Origin of the sequence: Streptomyces rishiriensis, from assembly GCF_003112535.1 — a bacterium.
Classification (GTDB): domain Bacteria; phylum Actinomycetota; class Actinomycetes; order Streptomycetales; family Streptomycetaceae; genus Streptomyces; species Streptomyces rishiriensis.
In genome coordinates this window covers 91,098-106,393 of record NZ_BEWA01000010.1, presented here as the reverse complement: position 1 = coordinate 106,393, position 15,296 = coordinate 91,098, and the positions used below count along the sequence as shown (strand labels likewise).

Sequence of the window (15,296 nt, the reverse complement as noted above, 5' to 3'; positions counted from 1 at the left end):
CCATGACCGCCGGCATGCGTGTGCTGTTCACCACGACCAACTGGAAGGGCATCTACTTCTGCATGGTGCCCCTGGGCTGGGCCCTTCAGGCCGCGGGACACGAGGTGCGGGTCGCCTGTTCCCCCGCTCAGGCGCCCGCGATCAGCGGGGCCGGGCTCGTCCCGGTTCCCGTGCTCGAAGGGTTCGAGTTGATGCAGGTGGAGCGGATGTCGCGGTACGCCGCCGCGCGGCGCTCCCCGGACGAGTTCGCCGCGCTCGCGCCGGTGCACCCGGTCACCGGACAGCCGGTGGACAGCTACGACGACTACGACGTGGCCGCGCACGAGGAGGACTTCACCCGCCGGTACCACGAGAGCCTCGGGCGCAACTGCGACGCGGCGGTCGCGTTCGCGCGGTCCTGGCGCCCGGCCCTGGTGGTGCACGACCTGATGACACCGGAGGGCGTGCTGGCGGCCCTGGCCACCGGGGTTCCCTCGGTGTACCACTCCCCCGGCATGTTCGGCAGCGTGGAGGCGAGCCTGCACGACCCGACCGGCGCGTTCGCGCGGCACGGCGTCACCGGCTGGGACCGCTCGCAGATCGGCTACGCCATCGACCCCTCGCCCCGGCAGGTGACCCCCGACATGGGCAAGGCCCTGCGGATGCCCGTGCGGTACGTGCCCTACAACGGGCCGGGCGCGATGGATCCCTGGCTGCTCGACCGGCCCGAGCGCCCGCGGATCTGCCTGATCTGGGGGAACTCGGCGTCCGGAATCTTCGGTACCGGCGTCCCCGCGCTGCGCCACGCGATCGACGCGGTCACCTCGGCGGGCGCGGAGCTGCTGCTCACCACCGCGCCGGAGCAGGCCGACGCGCTGGGCGAACTCCCGGACGGCGTACGGCTGCTGCGCGACCATCCGCTGCATCTGCTGCTGGCGCACTGCGACGCGGTGATCCACCAGGGGAGCGTCAATCCGATGATGACCGCAGCCGGACTGCCGCAGCTCATCCTCGCCCTGACGGACGACCAGGTGGAGATCGGGCGCCGCTTCGCGCTGGGCGGCTCGGCGCTGCTGCTGCCCGGCCTGGACGCCACCGCGGAACAGATCCGCACGGCCGTCTCCCGGCTGCTCACCGACGCCGCCCTGCGCGAGGCGGCCAAGCGTCTGGAGAGCGACATCGACAGCCACCCGACCGTGGCACAGCTGGTCCCGGCCCTGGAGCGGCTGGCGCGCACCGGCGCCCTCGACGCCGCGGACCTGCCCCGATGAGCGCCGCACGTACCGGCCGGCACCCCTTCGATCCGACAGCGAGGACAAGACCAGTGTCAACGACCAACGACGCGACCCGGCACGACACCCTGGACGACCTGCACGCGTGGCTGCTGCGCACCCACGGGGAGACCGTCGACCCGGACCGCCTCGGACACGTACGCCGGGAGGTCGAGCGCGTCGTCGCGGACGGCGTCCCCGGCGCGGTGGTCGAACTCGGCTGCTTCCGCGGTGCGATGACCCTGTGGATCCGTGCCGTGCTCGACTCGCTGGGCGACGACCGGCCGGTCCATGTCTTCGACTCCTTCGAAGGCCTCCCGGACACCTCGGAGGAGGACGAGATCGTCATGCCGCTGGGCGCCATGTCCGCCGGCCAGGCCGAGGTCGCGGCCACCTTCGCGGCCTGGCACAAGACGCCGCCGCCGATGCACCCCGGCTGGTTCGAGGACACCCTGCACACCCAGCTGCCCGAGCGGATCGCCTTCGGCTACCTCGACGGCGACCTCTACAGCTCGACCGTGGTCTCGCTCGCCGAGTGCGTTCCACGGCTGGCGCCCGGCGGCTCGGTGATCCTCGACGACTACGCCGACCCGGAGGCCAACCCGCGCACGGTCGTGAAGTTCCCGGGCGTCAAGCGGGCCTGCGACGAGTACTTCGGGCTGCCCTCGCCGGTCGAGGTCCTGATCGGCGAGGGCGACCTCGCCTACGGACGCTACATCCGGCCGACCGCCTGAATGGACATCGTCGGCAACGGATTCCTGGCCCGCCACCTGGCTGCCGTCGCGGGCTCCCACCCAGGGGTGGTCGTGGCGGCGGCCGGAGTCTCCGCGGCCCGGCACACCTCGCCGGAGCCGTTCCTGCGGGAGGCCGCCCTCGTCCGCGACCTGGTGCGCCGCTGCACGGACAGCGGGGAGCGGCTGGTCTTCTTCTCGACCGCCTCCAGCGGCCTGTACTCCGAACCGGGCCGGCCCGGGACCGAGGACGGCCCGGTCCGGCCCGCCACCCCGTACGGAAGACACAAGCACGCCCTGGAGAGGGAGTTGGCCGCCTCCCCGGTCGACTTCCTGATCCTGCGTCTGGGCCATGTGGTGGGCCCCGACCAGCCGCCCCACCAGTTGCTGCCCGCCATGGCCGCGCAGGTGCGGTCCGGCCGGGTGCGGATCTTTCCCGGTTCCTGCCGGGACCTGATCGACGTCACCGACGTCGTCACCGTCGTCGACGCGCTCCTCGCCACCGGCGTCGGGCGCACGATCGTCAACGTGGCGTCCGGCAGCGCGGTGCCGATCGAGCGGATCGTGCGGCACATCCAGCACCGGCTGGGGTTGCAGGCCCACTGGAGCTACGGCCCGCCGGCCGTCACCCAGGAGATCTCCACCGCCCGGCTCCGCCGGCTGGCGCCGGTGGTGGAGCACATGGGCTTCGGCCCCGACTACCACCACAAAGTGCTCGACAAGTACCTCTCCGCCCGGCCGGCGCACCGCCCCGGCCGGGTCTCGCCCGCAACCCCCCTGTGAGGAAGCCCACATGGCAGATGTGATCATCGCCGGCGGCGGTCCGGTCGGCATGCTGCTCGCCTGCGAACTGCGCCTGCACGGCGTCGACGTCGTGGTCCTGGAGAAGCTGAGCGAACCCAGCCCGCACTCCCGGGCCTTCCGGCTGCAGCCCAGGACCATGGAGATGCTCGACTACCGGGGCCTCGCCGAGCGGTTCCGTCAGGACCGTCCGCAGTGGCCGAAGGCGCACTTCGCCGGGCTCCAGCCGCTCCTGGACCTCTCCCGGCTGACGAGCAGCCACCCCTACTCCCTGCTGATTCCCCAGGCGCACACCGAACGGCTCCTGGAGGAACGGGCCACCGAGCTCGGGGCCGGAATCCGGCGCGGCCACGAGGTGACCGGAGTGGCCCAGGACCGCGACGGCGTGCACGTCCTCGCGACGGGTCCCGAAGGCCCCTACGACCTGCGGGGCCGTTACCTCGTGGGGTGCGACGGCGGCCGCAGCACCGTCCGCAGGCTGGCCGGCTTCGACTTCCCCGGCACCGGGGCGAGCGTCACCGCGCTGCTCGGCGACGTCATCCTCGACGACCCCGGCCAGCTCCCCTCGGGCGTTCCCGGCACCACGCGCACCGCCCGGGGCCTGCTGATGGCCGTGGCCCTCGAGGCGCCCTACGTCCGTGTGCTGACGACCGAGTTCCGGCCACCGCAGGACGGCGCGGACGTCCCGGTGACGCTCGACGACCTCCGCGAGAGCATCGCCCGGGTGATCGGCACGCCCGTCGACATCCGCGAACCCCGCTGGCTGTCCCGGTTCAGCGACGCCACCCGGCTGGCCGGACGCTACCGCGACGGGCGGGTGCTGCTGGCGGGAGACGCCGCCCACATCCACTTCCCCATCGGCGCGCAGGGCCTCAACCTGGGCCTCCAGGAGGCCATGAACCTCGGCTGGAAGCTGGCGGCCGAGGTACGCGGCGACGCGCCCGAGGCGCTCCTGGACTCCTACCACGACGAACGCCACCCGGTGGCCCGGCGCGTCCTGCAGGAGACCCGGGCCCAGCTCGCGCTGATGAACCCCGACCCCCGCACCGACCCGCTGCGGGAGCTCTTCGGCGAACTGCTGGCCCTCGCCCCGGTCAACGCCCATCTGTCCGCCCTGGTCGCCGGCACCGACGTCGGCTACCCGCAGGACGGCCACGCGCACCCCTGGACCGGCCGGGCCGTGCCCGATCTCGCCCTGAAGACCGAGGACGGGCGCACCCGGATCGCCGAACTGCTGCACCCCGGCCGCGGGATCCTGCTCGACCTGACCGACTCCGACGCCCTGTCCGCCCCGGCCCGCACATGGGCCCCCCGGATCGACCTGGTCCGCGCACGCGCCCTGCAGAGCGCGGTCGCGGGCGCGGGGGCGGCCGTCGACACGGCCACGCAGTCGGCCCTGGAACCGGCCACGCAGACGGCCGTGGAGGCCGTCCTCATCCGGCCGGACGGCCATGTCGCCTGGGCGGGCCCTGCCGACGCCGCGGCCCCCGGACTCGCCGACGCCCTGCACACCTGGTTCGGGCCGCCCGCCAGGCCCTGACCGCCGTGTCGCCCAGCAACCCACGGAGGTGGCCATGAAGGCCCTGATTCTGTCCGGCGGTACGGGCACCCGACTGCGCCCGTTCACCTACTCGATACCCAAGCAGCTGGTACCGGTGGCCAACAAGCCCGTGCTGCTGCACTGCCTGGACAACGTCCGCGACATGGGGGTGACCCAGGTCGGGGTGATCGTCGGCAGCCAGGAGGACCAGATCAGAGCCGTCGTCGGCGACGGCTCGGCACTCGGCCTCGACATCACCTACATACCGCAGCACCTCCCGCTCGGCCTCGCCCACTGCGTGCTGATCGCCCGGGACTTCCTCGAAGACGACGACTTCGTCATGTACCTCGGCGACAACATGCTCGTCGGCGGTGTGACCGAGGCGGCCAAGATGTTCCGCGCCCAGCGGCCGGACGCGGGCGTGCTGGTCACCGAGGTCCCCGACCCCCGCCAGTTCGGCGTCGCGGAACTCGACGCCGACGGCCGCGTCACCGCGGTCGTGGAAAAGCCCCTGGAACCCCGCAGCAACCTGGCACTCATAGGGGTCTACTTCTTCACGCCGGCGATCCACGACGCGGTCGCGCGCCTCAGACCCAGCGCACGGGGCGAGCTGGAGATCACCGAAGCGATCCAGCAACTCGTCGACCGCGGCCACCGGGTGACGGCCCAGCAGTTCACGGGCTACTGGAAGGACACCGGCAACGTCGACGACCTGCTCGACTGCAACCGGGTGCTCCTCGACACCCTGCGCTGCGACAGCGACCGCGCCGACGTGGACGCGGAGAGCCTGATCGTCGGCGACGTGGTCATCGAACCCGGAGCGACGATCATCGCCTCCCGGATCGAGGGACCCGTCATCATCGGGGCGGGCAGCACGATCCGCAACAGCCGCATCGGCCCGTACACCGCGGTGGGACGGCACTGCGAGCTCTCCGGGTCCGCCGTCTCCGACTCGATCATCCTGGACGGCGCCTCGATCCGCGACGTCCTCGACCTCCAGGGATCGCTCATCGGCCGCTGGGCGGACGTCCACGTCGGCGACAGCCACCCGCGCCACCGACTGCTGGTCGGCGACCACTCCCAGATCGCCCTCCCCGCGTGACGCGCCCGACCCCACACGCCCATCTCCCCCAAGCCCAGCCGCTCAGGCCCCGCACCCGCCCCGCACCGGACACCACCCACCCGACAGAAGGAATCCCCATGAGCGAGTTCACCCTCGAAGACATGAAGCGCATCCTGCGAGAGCACGCGGGCGAAGAGGAGTCGGCGAACCTCGACGGAGACATCCTGGACGCCAACTTCACCGACCTCGGCTACGACTCCCTCGCCCTGCTGCAGACCAGCACCCTGATCGAACGGGAATTCAACGTCACCCTGCCCGACGAAGGACTCCACACGTTCGACACCCCCGCAAAGCTCATCGCCCTGGTCAACCAGCACCTCACCGTGACCAGCTGAAGACGGCCCGGGCAGGCGCCCCCTCCCCCGCCCCGCCTGCCCGGGCATCCCGCACCCACCCGCACACAAGGAGGCTCCCCCATGCACTGGCGCGTCCGATGGCACCTGCGCCGCGCGGCCCTTTCAGCCTTCAACCACCTCGCCCACCTCGGCCGCTGCTACATCGGCCCCCACGAATACGCACCCCTCGAACTGAACCCGCTCTCCCTCCCGCCCCGGCGCTTCCTCAACGAGCCGCCGCCGGGCCACCCCGAAAAACTCTGCAACTAGCATCCGGGGACGGCGCGGACGAGAACGGCACAGTGACCGGAACCCTCCGACCACCACGGCGGAGCCGGGGCGGCGGTCACCCACCTCGGCGCCCGGGCTGCGGGCGATCAGCCCGTCACGGCCGCCTTCCGGCCTGACGGAGTGACGGCGTACCACTCCTGCTCCCTGCCCTGGCCGTTCGCCTCACCGGCCTTCGTGTCGCCGACGTAGCGGTACAGCGGCCAGCCGGCGAGGGTGAGCTGCTTCATACCCTTGCGATGGACCGTACCCAGCAGGCTCTTCTCCACCCCGGTGGCCTGCACGGAGTCCTCCACCAGGACCGGAATCCACGTCTTCGTGCACGCACCGGCGCACGTCCACCTCGACGGACTCGGCCGGTCCCGGTCATAGCGGTAGAGAGTCATGCCCTTGTCGTCGGTGACCACACTGCCCGCGCCCCTCGCCACCCCGGCCGTCACCCCGGTGGTCACGGCCATCCGCCCACTCCCGGAATCACGACTGCCGGCCGACGCCGAAGCGACCGGTGCGGAAGGCGCGGAACCCACCGCGGCCGTGGCGACCGGTGAGACGCCGTCAGGGCTCGCGCCCGACGCGTCGCCGCTCGACACACCGCACCCCGCCAGCACGACCACGCAGGCCAACCCGGCAGCCGACGCGAGGACGACGCGTTGCACGACCACAGAAACACCCTCCACCCGCAAGGACCACCTGCCTACCGTCCCCACATACGTCCGCAGACTCGCACCCCCTCAACCACCGCCCCCACATGACACAATCTTGACCACCACCCCACCCGGGCACGCCAAGGCGGATCCGGTTCATCCGTCTCCGTCCCGTCCTGCCGTCCGTGCAGCGCTCGCGGCGCGGCCCGGCGTGTGGCCGAAGGCACTGCGGTAGACGTCGATGAACGCGCTCGCCGAGGACCAGCCGCATCGGTGCGCCACCACCGTCACCGGTGTGTCCTCGGCGAGCAGCACCAAGGCGTGGGAGAGCCGCAGTTGCGTGCGCCACTGCGGGAACGTCATGCCGAGGTCGGCCCTGAACAGCCGGGACAGTGTGCGGCCGCTGGCGCCGACCTCCGCGCCCAGGGATGCCAGCGTGCGGTTGTCGGCCGGGTCGGCGTGCAGGATCGCGCACAGCGCCTTCAGTTGCGGTGCGGTCGGCGCCGGCACGTGCAGTGGCTGCTGGGGGGAGACGCGTAGCTGGTCGTAGAGGACGGCCCGCAGGCGGCGGTGTTCCGGGGTGACGTCCGCCGGGTCGCGGGTGCAGGCGAGAATGAGTTCCCTCAGCAGCGGGCTGACGCTGAGCACGGTGGGTTCGTCGGTGCCGAGCGGGTGGACGTCCGCCGGGATGCCGATCAGGTGCAGTTCGAGTTCGCCGTGCGCCTGGTGGGAGTGCACGGTGCCGGCCGGTACCCAGATGGCCCGGGTCGCGGGGGCCGTCCAGGAGCCGGCACCGGTGGTGACGGCGAGGACGCCCCGGCCCGCGTAGACGAGCTGGTGGTCGTCGTGCCGGTGGGCGTCGATCCCCGTCCCGGAGGCGAGTCGGCGGGCGCTGGTCGACGCCACCGACTCGTGGCGGAAGTCCGTCATTGATTGGCAGATTATCGGAAGCCGGACACGGCGGCCACGGGTGACCATGACGCCATGCCAAGGAACAGATCAATCGTGCTGCTGTCGGTCGGACATGCATGTGTGGACGTCTACCAGGGCGCCGTCGCGGCCCTCGTCCCGTTCTTCGTCGCCGAGCGCGACTACACCTACGCCGCGGCCTCGGGGATCGTCCTCGCCGCCAGCCTGTTGTCCTCCGTGGTGCAGCCCTTGTTCGGCGCCCTCACCGACCGGCACGCCATCCCCTGGCTGCTCCCGGCGAGCACTGTCCTCGGCGGGCTCGGCGTGGCCCTGAGCGGTGTCGGCGGCTCGTACACGCTCACCTTGGTGTTCGTCGCGTTGTCCGGCATCGGGGTCGCCGCCTACCATCCGGAGTCCGCGCGGGTCGCACGGGCGGCGAGCAAGGGAAGCCACAGCTCCATGGGCTGGTTCTCCCTGGGCGGCAACGTAGGTTTCGCCGCCGCTCCCGTGCTGGTCAGCGTCGTGATCGCCACGGGTGGACTGCGCTTCTCACCGCTGCTGATCCTGCCCGCGCTGATCGGCAGCGTGCTGACGCTGCCGGTGCTGCGGGCCCTGGACAGGGCGCCGTCCGCCGGCGACGGCAAGGCAGCCGCGCAGGGCCACAACGACTGGGTGTCGTTCATACGGCTGTCGCTGGCGGTGGTGTGCCGGTCCGTCGTCTTCGTCGGCATGAGCACATTCGTCGCCTTCCATGTCCGCGAGCAGACGGGCGGCGGCACCTCGGCAGGGACGGCCGCGCTGTTCGTGCTCTATGTGGGCGGCGCCGTCGGCACGCTCCTCGGCAGCAGACTGGCCCACCGCTGGGACCGGGTCACGGTGGTGAGCATGTCGTACCTGATCACGGTCGGGGCCGTCGCGGGCGTGGTGTTCGTGCCCGGCCCGGCGATCTACCTGTTCGTGGCGCTCACCTCGGTCGGCCTGTACGTCCCCTTCTCGCTGCAGGTCACGCTCGCCCAGGACTATCTGCCCACGCGCGTCGGAACGGCCAGCGGGATCACCCTCGGCCTCATGGTCAGCGTCGGCGGCCTGACCAGCCCTCTCATCGGCAGCATCGCCGACGCCACCTCGCTGCGCACGGCCCTGATGCCCCTGATCGCGATGCCCGCCCTCAGCTGGCTGCTGTTCCGCACCCTGCCCGAACCGGCCGTGCCCAAGCCGGCGGCAGGGAACGGCGACGAAGCCGAGCCGGAGACGGCGAGCCAATCCGCCGAGCGCACCAGCATCTGACCGGCCCGGCCCGGCCGCCGGCACGCGGGCCGCCCGAGGACCAGCCACGAAAGGACGACGGAGTGCGACAGCCAGTGAGCCGGCCGGTGGCTTCTTCTCCGGCCCCACCCGCCCAGGACGCCTGCCCGCTGGCCGCCTGGGGTTGCTGTACCGAACTGCCGCGGCCCGACTGGCGGTTGGTGTCCAGCCATGACACCTCCGATGGCCGCGTCGAGTACTGCCGCTGTGCCTGTGCGGCGTTCGTGATCCTGCGCGAGGGCGAGGTGGCGGCCTTCACGGCGCCACGCCACGCCTGACGAGTTGTCAGCGGTGCGGTGGCGATCAGGGCAGCAGCAGCCGCTCCAGGTCCGCGGGCGGCGGGCGGCCGACCAGGGAACGGAGTGGGGAGGTGGAACCGGTGTCGCGCGCGAGGATGCCGCCGAGCACAGTGCCGGTGTCCGGCCGCAGGAAGACCTTGGCGTAGCGGGCGATGCCGTCGGCGAAGGTCACCTCGACCGGCCGAGGATCGCCGGGGTGGACCGTGGCGCCGAAGGTGGCCACGTGCACGCCGAGGAGTTTGAGCGTCGTGGCGTCGTCGGTCCGGTCGAAGGGCTGCGCGTCACGGCCCGTCAGCTGGGCAGCCACCGAGTCGGCCATGGCGTATCCCGGGGCGGCCAAGCCGTGGCAGCGCCCCAGCACGGCGGCGCACTCGCCGATGGCCCAGACGCGCGGATCGGCGGTGCGGCAGAGGGCGTCGACAAGGAAGCCCCCGCGTTCTCCGCGGGCCAGGTCGAGCGGTTTCGCCAACTCGTCGCGGGGCCGGATCCCTGCGGCGAAGACGACGAGATCCACGTCCAGCGTCGTCCCGTCACCGAGCGTGGCTGCTCGCACGGCGCCGTCGGGCCCCGCATGCACGTGCGCGACCCCGGTGCCGCAGTGCAGGCGCAGGCCGAGTTCGTCGGCCCGCCGGTGCAGCACCTCGGCCGCCCCGGGGTCGAGCTGCGCCGGCATCAGGTGGGGCGCGGTTTCCACGACGTGAGGGCGCACGCCCAGTCGGCTCAACGCGTAGGCAGCCTCCAGGCCGAGCAGGCCGCCGCCGACGACGAGGCCCTGCCCTCCCGGGCGGGCCACGCGGCGGATCGCGTCCAGGTCCTCGAAGGTGCGATAGACGAAGCAGTGCGTGAGGTCCCGCCCCGGCACCGGGGGGACGAAGGGGCGGGAGCCCGTGGCGAGAACCAGGGCGTCGTAGCGGATCCGGTCGCCGCCCTGCGTCACGACCACGCGTACCGTGCGGTCGGCGCGGGCGACGGGCGTCGCCAGGCGCAGCTCCACTCGGGGGTCGGCGAGGAAGTCCCGGCCGGCGAGCGTCAGGTCGTCCCTGCTGCGGCCGCCCAGATAGGTGGACAGCGCCAGGCGGTCGTAGGCGGGGTGGGGTTCCTCGGCGAGGATCACGATGCGCCAGTCGCGTGCGGTGTCCAGGGCGCGAAGCCGGTCGGCGAACCGGTGTCCGATCATTCCGTGTCCGGCGACCACCAGGGTGCGTGTCACGGGGTCCGCTCTCCGTCGTGGCGCGTCTCGCGCGCCCATCCGGCGCTCAGCTCCGCCACATCACTGCCGCAGCCGCCGCAGCCTGTCGTGGCGCGGGTCGCGGCGGCGAGCGCGGTGACCGTACGGGCGCCGGCCCGCCATGCTTTGGCCAGGGTCTGGCGCTGCACGTTGTTGCACAGGCAGATCACGGCGTCCTCGGGCGGGTCGAGGTCCGTCGACGCGGGTCGCGGCGGCCCGCCGAGGAGCAGGTGGAGTCGGTCGGAGGGCAGCGCCTGGCCGCGCCGGTGCAGCTCCCCGACGGAGGCGATGGCCTCCGGCAGGCCGAACAACACGGCGGCGACCAGACGCTCGCCGCGCAGCGCGAGCCTGGCGTACCGTCCGCCTTCGTGGTCGGCGTACGTGAGGCGGCGCAGGGCGGGATCCGCGAAGGCGGCCGGAGCGCCCACGCAGGCCACTTCGGCGATCCGGGTGCGCAGCCGGAACACCGCAGGGGTCGTGTGGTGCGCGGGCGCGTCCTGCCCGGTGAGAATCCGCGCGAGACTGTCGGCCTGGGCCCAGGCGGCCTCGATGCCGGCCACCGCCCGCCCCTCGTGCTCGGCGCAGTCGCCGATGGCGTGAATGCGCGGGTCGCTGGTGCGCAACCGGTCGTCGACGACGATTCCGGTCCGGACTCCGAGCCCGGCCGCCCGGGCGAGGCGCACCTCGGGGTGCGCGCCCGTGCACAGAGCGAGGGTGTCGGCGGGCACCCGGGTCCCGTCGTCGAGGAGGACGCGGCCGGGCTCGCGCGCGGTGACGGTACGCCCGGCGAGCACGTCGACGCCCGCGCGGCGCAGGGCGTCGGTGAGCAGCGCGGAGGCGCTCTCGCCGAGCCGGTCGTACAGAGGATGGGGGGTGGCGCAGACCAGGGTCGTGGCCGTGCCGCGGGCCGCCAGGGCGGCGGCGGTCTCCACACCCAGGGGCCCGCCCCCGAGGACGACCACCGTGTCCCCCGTGACGCGTGCGCAGTCCGCGACGGTGCGCAGCACGGTCACGCCGGGACCCCTCGCACCACGGATGTCCGGCACGTCGGCGCGGGCTCCGGTGGCGAGGACCAGGACGTCGTATCCGTGGACGGACTCGGACGTGTGCACCTCCCGGCGCACGCGATCGATGTGAGTGACGGCCGTGCCGGAGTGCGTTTCGATGCCGGGCAGGGCCGGCATGCGCAGGGCTTCGGGGTCCGCCTGCCCCGAGAGGACGTAGGAGAGCAAGGGCCGGTGGTAGGCCGGATACGGTTCGGCGCCGAGGATCGTGACGGGTCCGGAGACGCCGTGGTGGCGTAGTCGGTCGGCGAGGCGGTGACCGGCGGGGCCGCCTCCGACCACGAGGGTCCGGTTCATGGTGTGGCCTCCGGAAGCGGCTCGAGCCGTACGGCACTCAGCTTGAATTCGGGCATGCCGCTGCGGGGGTCGAGGGCGGGGTTGGTGAAGAGGTTGGCGCTGCCGTCGCCCGGAAAGTGGAACGGTATGAAGAGGGTGTCCGGGCGCATCGTCGGGTCGAGCTGGATCCGGGCTGTCATGCTGCCTCGGGCGGAGGTGACCCGGGCGAGGGCCCGGCCGGCCACCCCGGCGCGGGCGGCGGTGTCGGGGTGGACGGAGATGAGCGGTTCGGGGGCGGCGCCGTGCAGTTCGGCGACGCGCCGGGTCTGCGCGCCGGACTGGTAGTGGGCGAGGACGCGGCCGGTGGTGGCGTGCAGCGGATACGCGGCGCTGACGGCCTCGGCGGGCCCGCGGTGGTCGACCTCGGCGAACCGGGCCCGGCCGTCGGGGTGCGTGAACCGCTCCAGGAAGAGCCGGGGTGTACCGGGATGCGCGGGCTCGGTGGCGGGGCAGGGCCAGTGCAGGGCCTCTCCGGCGTCCAGGCGCCGGTAGTTGATGCCGGAGTAGTCGGCCGGTCCGCCCCGTGATGCCGCGCGCAGTTCGTCGAAGACGTCCCTCGGGGCGGTCGGGTACCGATGCGGGGGTTCGCCGAGCCGCACGGCGAGGCCGTGCAGGACCTCCAGATCGGTACGCACGTGCGGGGGCGGTGTCAGCAGCGCGCGGCGGCGCAGCACCCGGCCCTCCAGGCTGGTCAGCGTCCCCTCCTCCTCGGCCCACTGGGTGACCGGCAGCACGACGTCGGCCGTGCGGGCGGTCTCCGAGGGGACGAAGTCGGCCACGACCAGCAGGTCCAGCGAGGCCAGCCGCTCGGCCACGTGCGCGGCGTTCGGTGCGGAGACGACGGGGTTCGACCCGAATATCAGCAGGGCGCGTGGCCCCTGGTCGCGGCCGAGGGAGTCCAGGAGTTCGTACGCGGTGCGCCCGGGTCCGGGGAGCGATTCGGGCGGCACACCCCAGACGCCGGCGACGTGGGCGCGGGCCTCGGGGTCGGTGAGGGAGCGATAGCCGGGCAACTGGTCGGCCTTCTGCCCGTGTTCGCGCCCGCCCTGGCCGTTGCCCTGCCCGGTCAGGCATCCGTATCCGCCGTGGCCGGAGCCGGGCAGGCCGAGAGCGAGGGCGAGGTTGATGAACGCGGCGGCGGTGTCGGTCCCCTGACTGTTCTGTTCGACGCCGCGGCCGGTGAGGATGTAGGCGTTCCGGGCCGCCGCGAGCATCCGGGCGGCGGCGCGCTGGGTGCTCGCCGGGACGCCGGTGACGGCCTCCACCCGCTCGGGCCACCATGCCATCGCCTGGCGTACGGCGGATGCGAAGCCGTGGGTGCGGCGTCGGATGTACTCCGCGTCGGTGAGCCCGTCGACGACGGTGATGTGCAGAAGACCGAGGGCGAGGGCGAGGTCGGTGCCGGGGGCGGGCTGGAGGTGCAGCTTGGCTCGCTGGGCGGTGGGGGTGTGCCGGGGGTCGATGACGATGAGTTCCGCCGTGTCCATGTGCTGCATGAGAGGCGGCATGGTCTCGGCGACGTTGGCGCCGGCCAGCAGCACCGTGTCGGCGGCCGCGAGGTCGGTGACGGGGAAGGGCAGGCCGCGGTCCACGCCGAAGGCGGCTTTGCCGGCCGCGGCGGCGGACGCCATGCAGAACCGCCCGTTGTAGTCGATCTGGCTCGTGCCCAGTGCCAGTCGGGCGAACTTGCCCAGCAGGTAGGCCTTTTCGTTGGTCAGGCCGCCGCCGCCGAAGGCGGCCACCGTGTCGGGGCCGTATCGCGTACGCAGCTCGCGCAGGCGTCCCGCGACTGTGTCGAGGGCGCGGTCCCAGGTGGTCTCGGTCAAGTTGCCGTCCGGTGCGCGGACAAGCGGCACGGTCAGCCGGTCGGCGGCGGCCAGCACGTCGGGCGCGGTCCAGCCCTTCTGACACAGGCGGCCTCGGTTGGTCGGGAACTCGGCCGGGCGCACGGTCACGCCCATGTCCCGGTCGCCGCTCAGTCGCGTACCGCATTGCAGGGCGCAGTAGGGGCAGTGCGTCTCCACGTGCGGTGTGCGGGCAGGCGGTTCAGACACGGCTGGTCGCCTCGATACGGTCGGCGGGGGCCGTGTGCTCGACCGGCCTCCGGCGCAGGTAGACGGCCCGGATGAGCACCATGCACAGGACGTAGTAGGCGAGGAAGGCGAGGAAGGCGGGCGCACCGGAGCCGGAGCCGTCGGAGTACGACAGCTTGAAGGCGATGTTGATGGCGGCGCCACCCAGCGCGCCGATCGCCCCGGCGATGGCGATGACCGCCCCGGACAGCCGGCGTGCCCGGGCGAACGCGGCGCCGGCGTCCTGGCCGGCGGCGACCTCACGGCGGGCGCGCCCCGCGAACACGGCGGGGATCATCTTGTACGTGGAGCCGTTGCCGATGCCGCTGAGCACGAACAGGGCGGTGAACCCGGCGACGAACAGGGCGAAGGAATTCACCTGGACCGCGCCGAGCAGGACGAGGGTGCCCGCGCCCATACCGAGGAAGTTCCAGAAGGTCACCCTCGCCCCGCCCAGCCGGTCGGCCAACAGCCCGCCCAACGGCCGGGCCACCGAGCCCAGCAGCGGACCGAGGAAGGTGTAGCCGACCGCGCCGAGAGGGCTGGTGTCGAACTCGTTCTGCAACACCAGCCCGAAGGCGAAGCCGTAGCCGATGAACGAGCCGAACGTGCCGATGTACAGCAGCGAGATCCACCAGGTGTCCTGGTCGCGGGCGGCCTCGCGCTGGGTGCCCGGGGTGGCCCGCACCGCGTCCACGTTGTCCATCCGCAACGCCGCGAGCAGCGCGACGAGCACGATCAGCGGCGCGTAGACCGCGGCAACGTACGACGGGTGGGTCCGGCCCGCCACGCTGATGACGGTGAGCCCGACGAGTTGCACGGCCGCGACGCCCAGGTTCCCGCCGCCGGCGTTCAGGCCGAGGGCCCACCCCTGGTGGCGCTGAGGGTACAGGGCAGTGATGTTCGTCATCGACGACGCGAAGTTCCCGCCGCCGACGCCCGCGAGCGCGCCGACGACCAGGAACACCCACAGCGGCGTGCCGGGCCGCTGGACGAAGTACAGCGCGAGGAGGGTCGGCACGAGCAGGATCGCGGTGGCGAACACGGTCCAGTTCCGTCCGCCGTACCGGGTCACCGCGAAACTGTAGGGTAGGCGGAGCAAGGCGCCGACGACGGTGGGCGTGGCCACCAGGAGGAACTTGTCTCCGGCGTCGAAGCCGAGGCCGATATCGGGCGACATGAACAGGACGAGGACGGACCACAGCGTCCATACGGAGAATCCGATGTGCTCGCTGAGCACGGACAGGGCGAGATTGCGGCGCGCGAGCCGCCGGCCGTAGCGCTCCCAGGCGTCTTCGTCCTCCGGGTCCCAGTCGACGAGCCACGTTCCCTTGTGGGGACGGTGAGTCATGGTGTGCTCCAGGGAAAGGC

General features: G+C 72.6%; 15 protein-coding genes. 9 read left to right on the top strand and 6 right to left on the bottom strand.

The annotated features are described in order from the left end of the window. The first annotated feature begins 2 nt into the window (after positions 1-2). From Sri02f_RS18080 to Sri02f_RS18050, 7 genes are all read left to right on the top strand, one after another. On the top strand, positions 3-1,250 hold the full coding sequence (locus tag Sri02f_RS18080) for a nucleotide disphospho-sugar-binding domain-containing protein (RefSeq protein ID WP_109002340.1): 1,248 nt from the start codon (positions 3-5) through the stop codon (positions 1,248-1,250). A 53-nt stretch (positions 1,251-1,303) separates the two neighbouring features. Continuing rightward, positions 1,304-1,984, top strand: a complete 681-nt coding sequence (locus tag Sri02f_RS18075; RefSeq protein ID WP_245970665.1) for a TylF/MycF/NovP-related O-methyltransferase — start codon at positions 1,304-1,306, stop codon at positions 1,982-1,984. Next, on the top strand, positions 1,985-2,764 hold the full coding sequence (locus tag Sri02f_RS18070; RefSeq protein ID WP_109002338.1) for an NAD-dependent epimerase/dehydratase family protein: 780 nt from the start codon (positions 1,985-1,987) through the stop codon (positions 2,762-2,764). Between the two features lie 10 nt (positions 2,765-2,774). Continuing rightward, positions 2,775-4,322: an FAD-dependent monooxygenase gene (locus tag Sri02f_RS18065; RefSeq protein ID WP_109002337.1), complete on the top strand. Its 1,548-nt coding sequence runs from the start codon at positions 2,775-2,777 to the stop codon at positions 4,320-4,322. A 34-nt stretch (positions 4,323-4,356) separates the two neighbouring features. Then, the gene (locus Sri02f_RS18060; RefSeq protein WP_109002336.1) at positions 4,357-5,424 is read left to right on the top strand and encodes a glucose-1-phosphate thymidylyltransferase; all 1,068 of its coding nucleotides are present in this window, start codon (positions 4,357-4,359) and stop codon (positions 5,422-5,424) included. Between the two features lie 98 nt (positions 5,425-5,522). Continuing rightward, positions 5,523-5,780 (top strand): acyl carrier protein, encoded by a 258-nt coding sequence (locus tag Sri02f_RS18055; protein ID WP_109002335.1) that lies wholly within the window; start codon positions 5,523-5,525, stop codon positions 5,778-5,780. 81 nt (positions 5,781-5,861) lie between these two features. Then, on the top strand, positions 5,862-6,050 hold the full coding sequence (locus tag Sri02f_RS18050; protein WP_109002334.1) for a DUF6059 family protein: 189 nt from the start codon (positions 5,862-5,864) through the stop codon (positions 6,048-6,050). Positions 6,051-6,157: 107 nt separating this feature from the next. Here Sri02f_RS18050 and Sri02f_RS18045 read toward each other — a convergent pair whose 3' ends face one another. Together Sri02f_RS18045 and Sri02f_RS18040 are read right to left on the bottom strand one after the other, a co-directional pair. Beyond that, a complete protein-coding gene (locus Sri02f_RS18045; RefSeq protein ID WP_109002333.1) occupies positions 6,158-6,526 on the bottom strand; it encodes a hypothetical protein in 369 nt (122 codons plus the stop codon). Between the two features lie 342 nt (positions 6,527-6,868). After that, positions 6,869-7,642, bottom strand: a complete 774-nt coding sequence (locus tag Sri02f_RS18040) for an AraC family transcriptional regulator (RefSeq protein WP_109002332.1) — start codon at positions 7,640-7,642, stop codon at positions 6,869-6,871. 54 nt (positions 7,643-7,696) lie between these two features. Between Sri02f_RS18040 and Sri02f_RS18035 the strand changes: the two genes are divergently transcribed. Both Sri02f_RS18035 and Sri02f_RS41235 read left to right on the top strand, forming a co-directional pair. Beyond that, positions 7,697-8,908 carry an MFS transporter gene (locus Sri02f_RS18035; RefSeq protein ID WP_109002331.1) on the top strand — a complete coding sequence of 404 codons (1,212 nt, stop codon included), beginning with the start codon at positions 7,697-7,699 and terminating at the stop codon, positions 8,906-8,908. 86 nt (positions 8,909-8,994) lie between these two features. After that, complete coding sequence (locus Sri02f_RS41235; RefSeq protein WP_159106723.1) at positions 8,995-9,204, top strand: hypothetical protein; 210 nt, start codon at positions 8,995-8,997, stop codon at positions 9,202-9,204. A gap of 25 nt (positions 9,205-9,229) precedes the next feature. Here the strand turns inward: Sri02f_RS41235 and Sri02f_RS18030 are convergent, their stop codons facing one another. The 4 genes from Sri02f_RS18030 to Sri02f_RS18015 are packed head-to-tail and all read right to left on the bottom strand — an operon-like array spanning position 9,230 to position 15,276. Beyond that, entirely contained in the window at positions 9,230-10,435 is a 1,206-nt protein-coding gene (locus tag Sri02f_RS18030) for an NAD(P)/FAD-dependent oxidoreductase (RefSeq protein ID WP_109002330.1), read from the bottom strand. After that, a complete protein-coding gene (locus Sri02f_RS18025; protein ID WP_109002329.1) occupies positions 10,432-11,814 on the bottom strand; it encodes an NAD(P)/FAD-dependent oxidoreductase in 1,383 nt (460 codons plus the stop codon). The genes Sri02f_RS18030 and Sri02f_RS18025 overlap by 4 nt, the downstream gene beginning before the upstream one ends. Beyond that, complete coding sequence (locus Sri02f_RS18020; protein ID WP_245970664.1) at positions 11,811-13,907, bottom strand: molybdopterin oxidoreductase family protein; 2,097 nt, start codon at positions 13,905-13,907, stop codon at positions 11,811-11,813. The genes Sri02f_RS18025 and Sri02f_RS18020 overlap by 4 nt, the downstream gene beginning before the upstream one ends. After that, positions 13,900-15,276 carry an MFS transporter gene (locus Sri02f_RS18015; protein ID WP_109002327.1) on the bottom strand — a complete coding sequence of 459 codons (1,377 nt, stop codon included), beginning with the start codon at positions 15,274-15,276 and terminating at the stop codon, positions 13,900-13,902. Before Sri02f_RS18015 ends, Sri02f_RS18020 begins: the two co-directional genes overlap by 8 nt. Positions 15,277-15,296 lie beyond the last annotated feature (20 nt).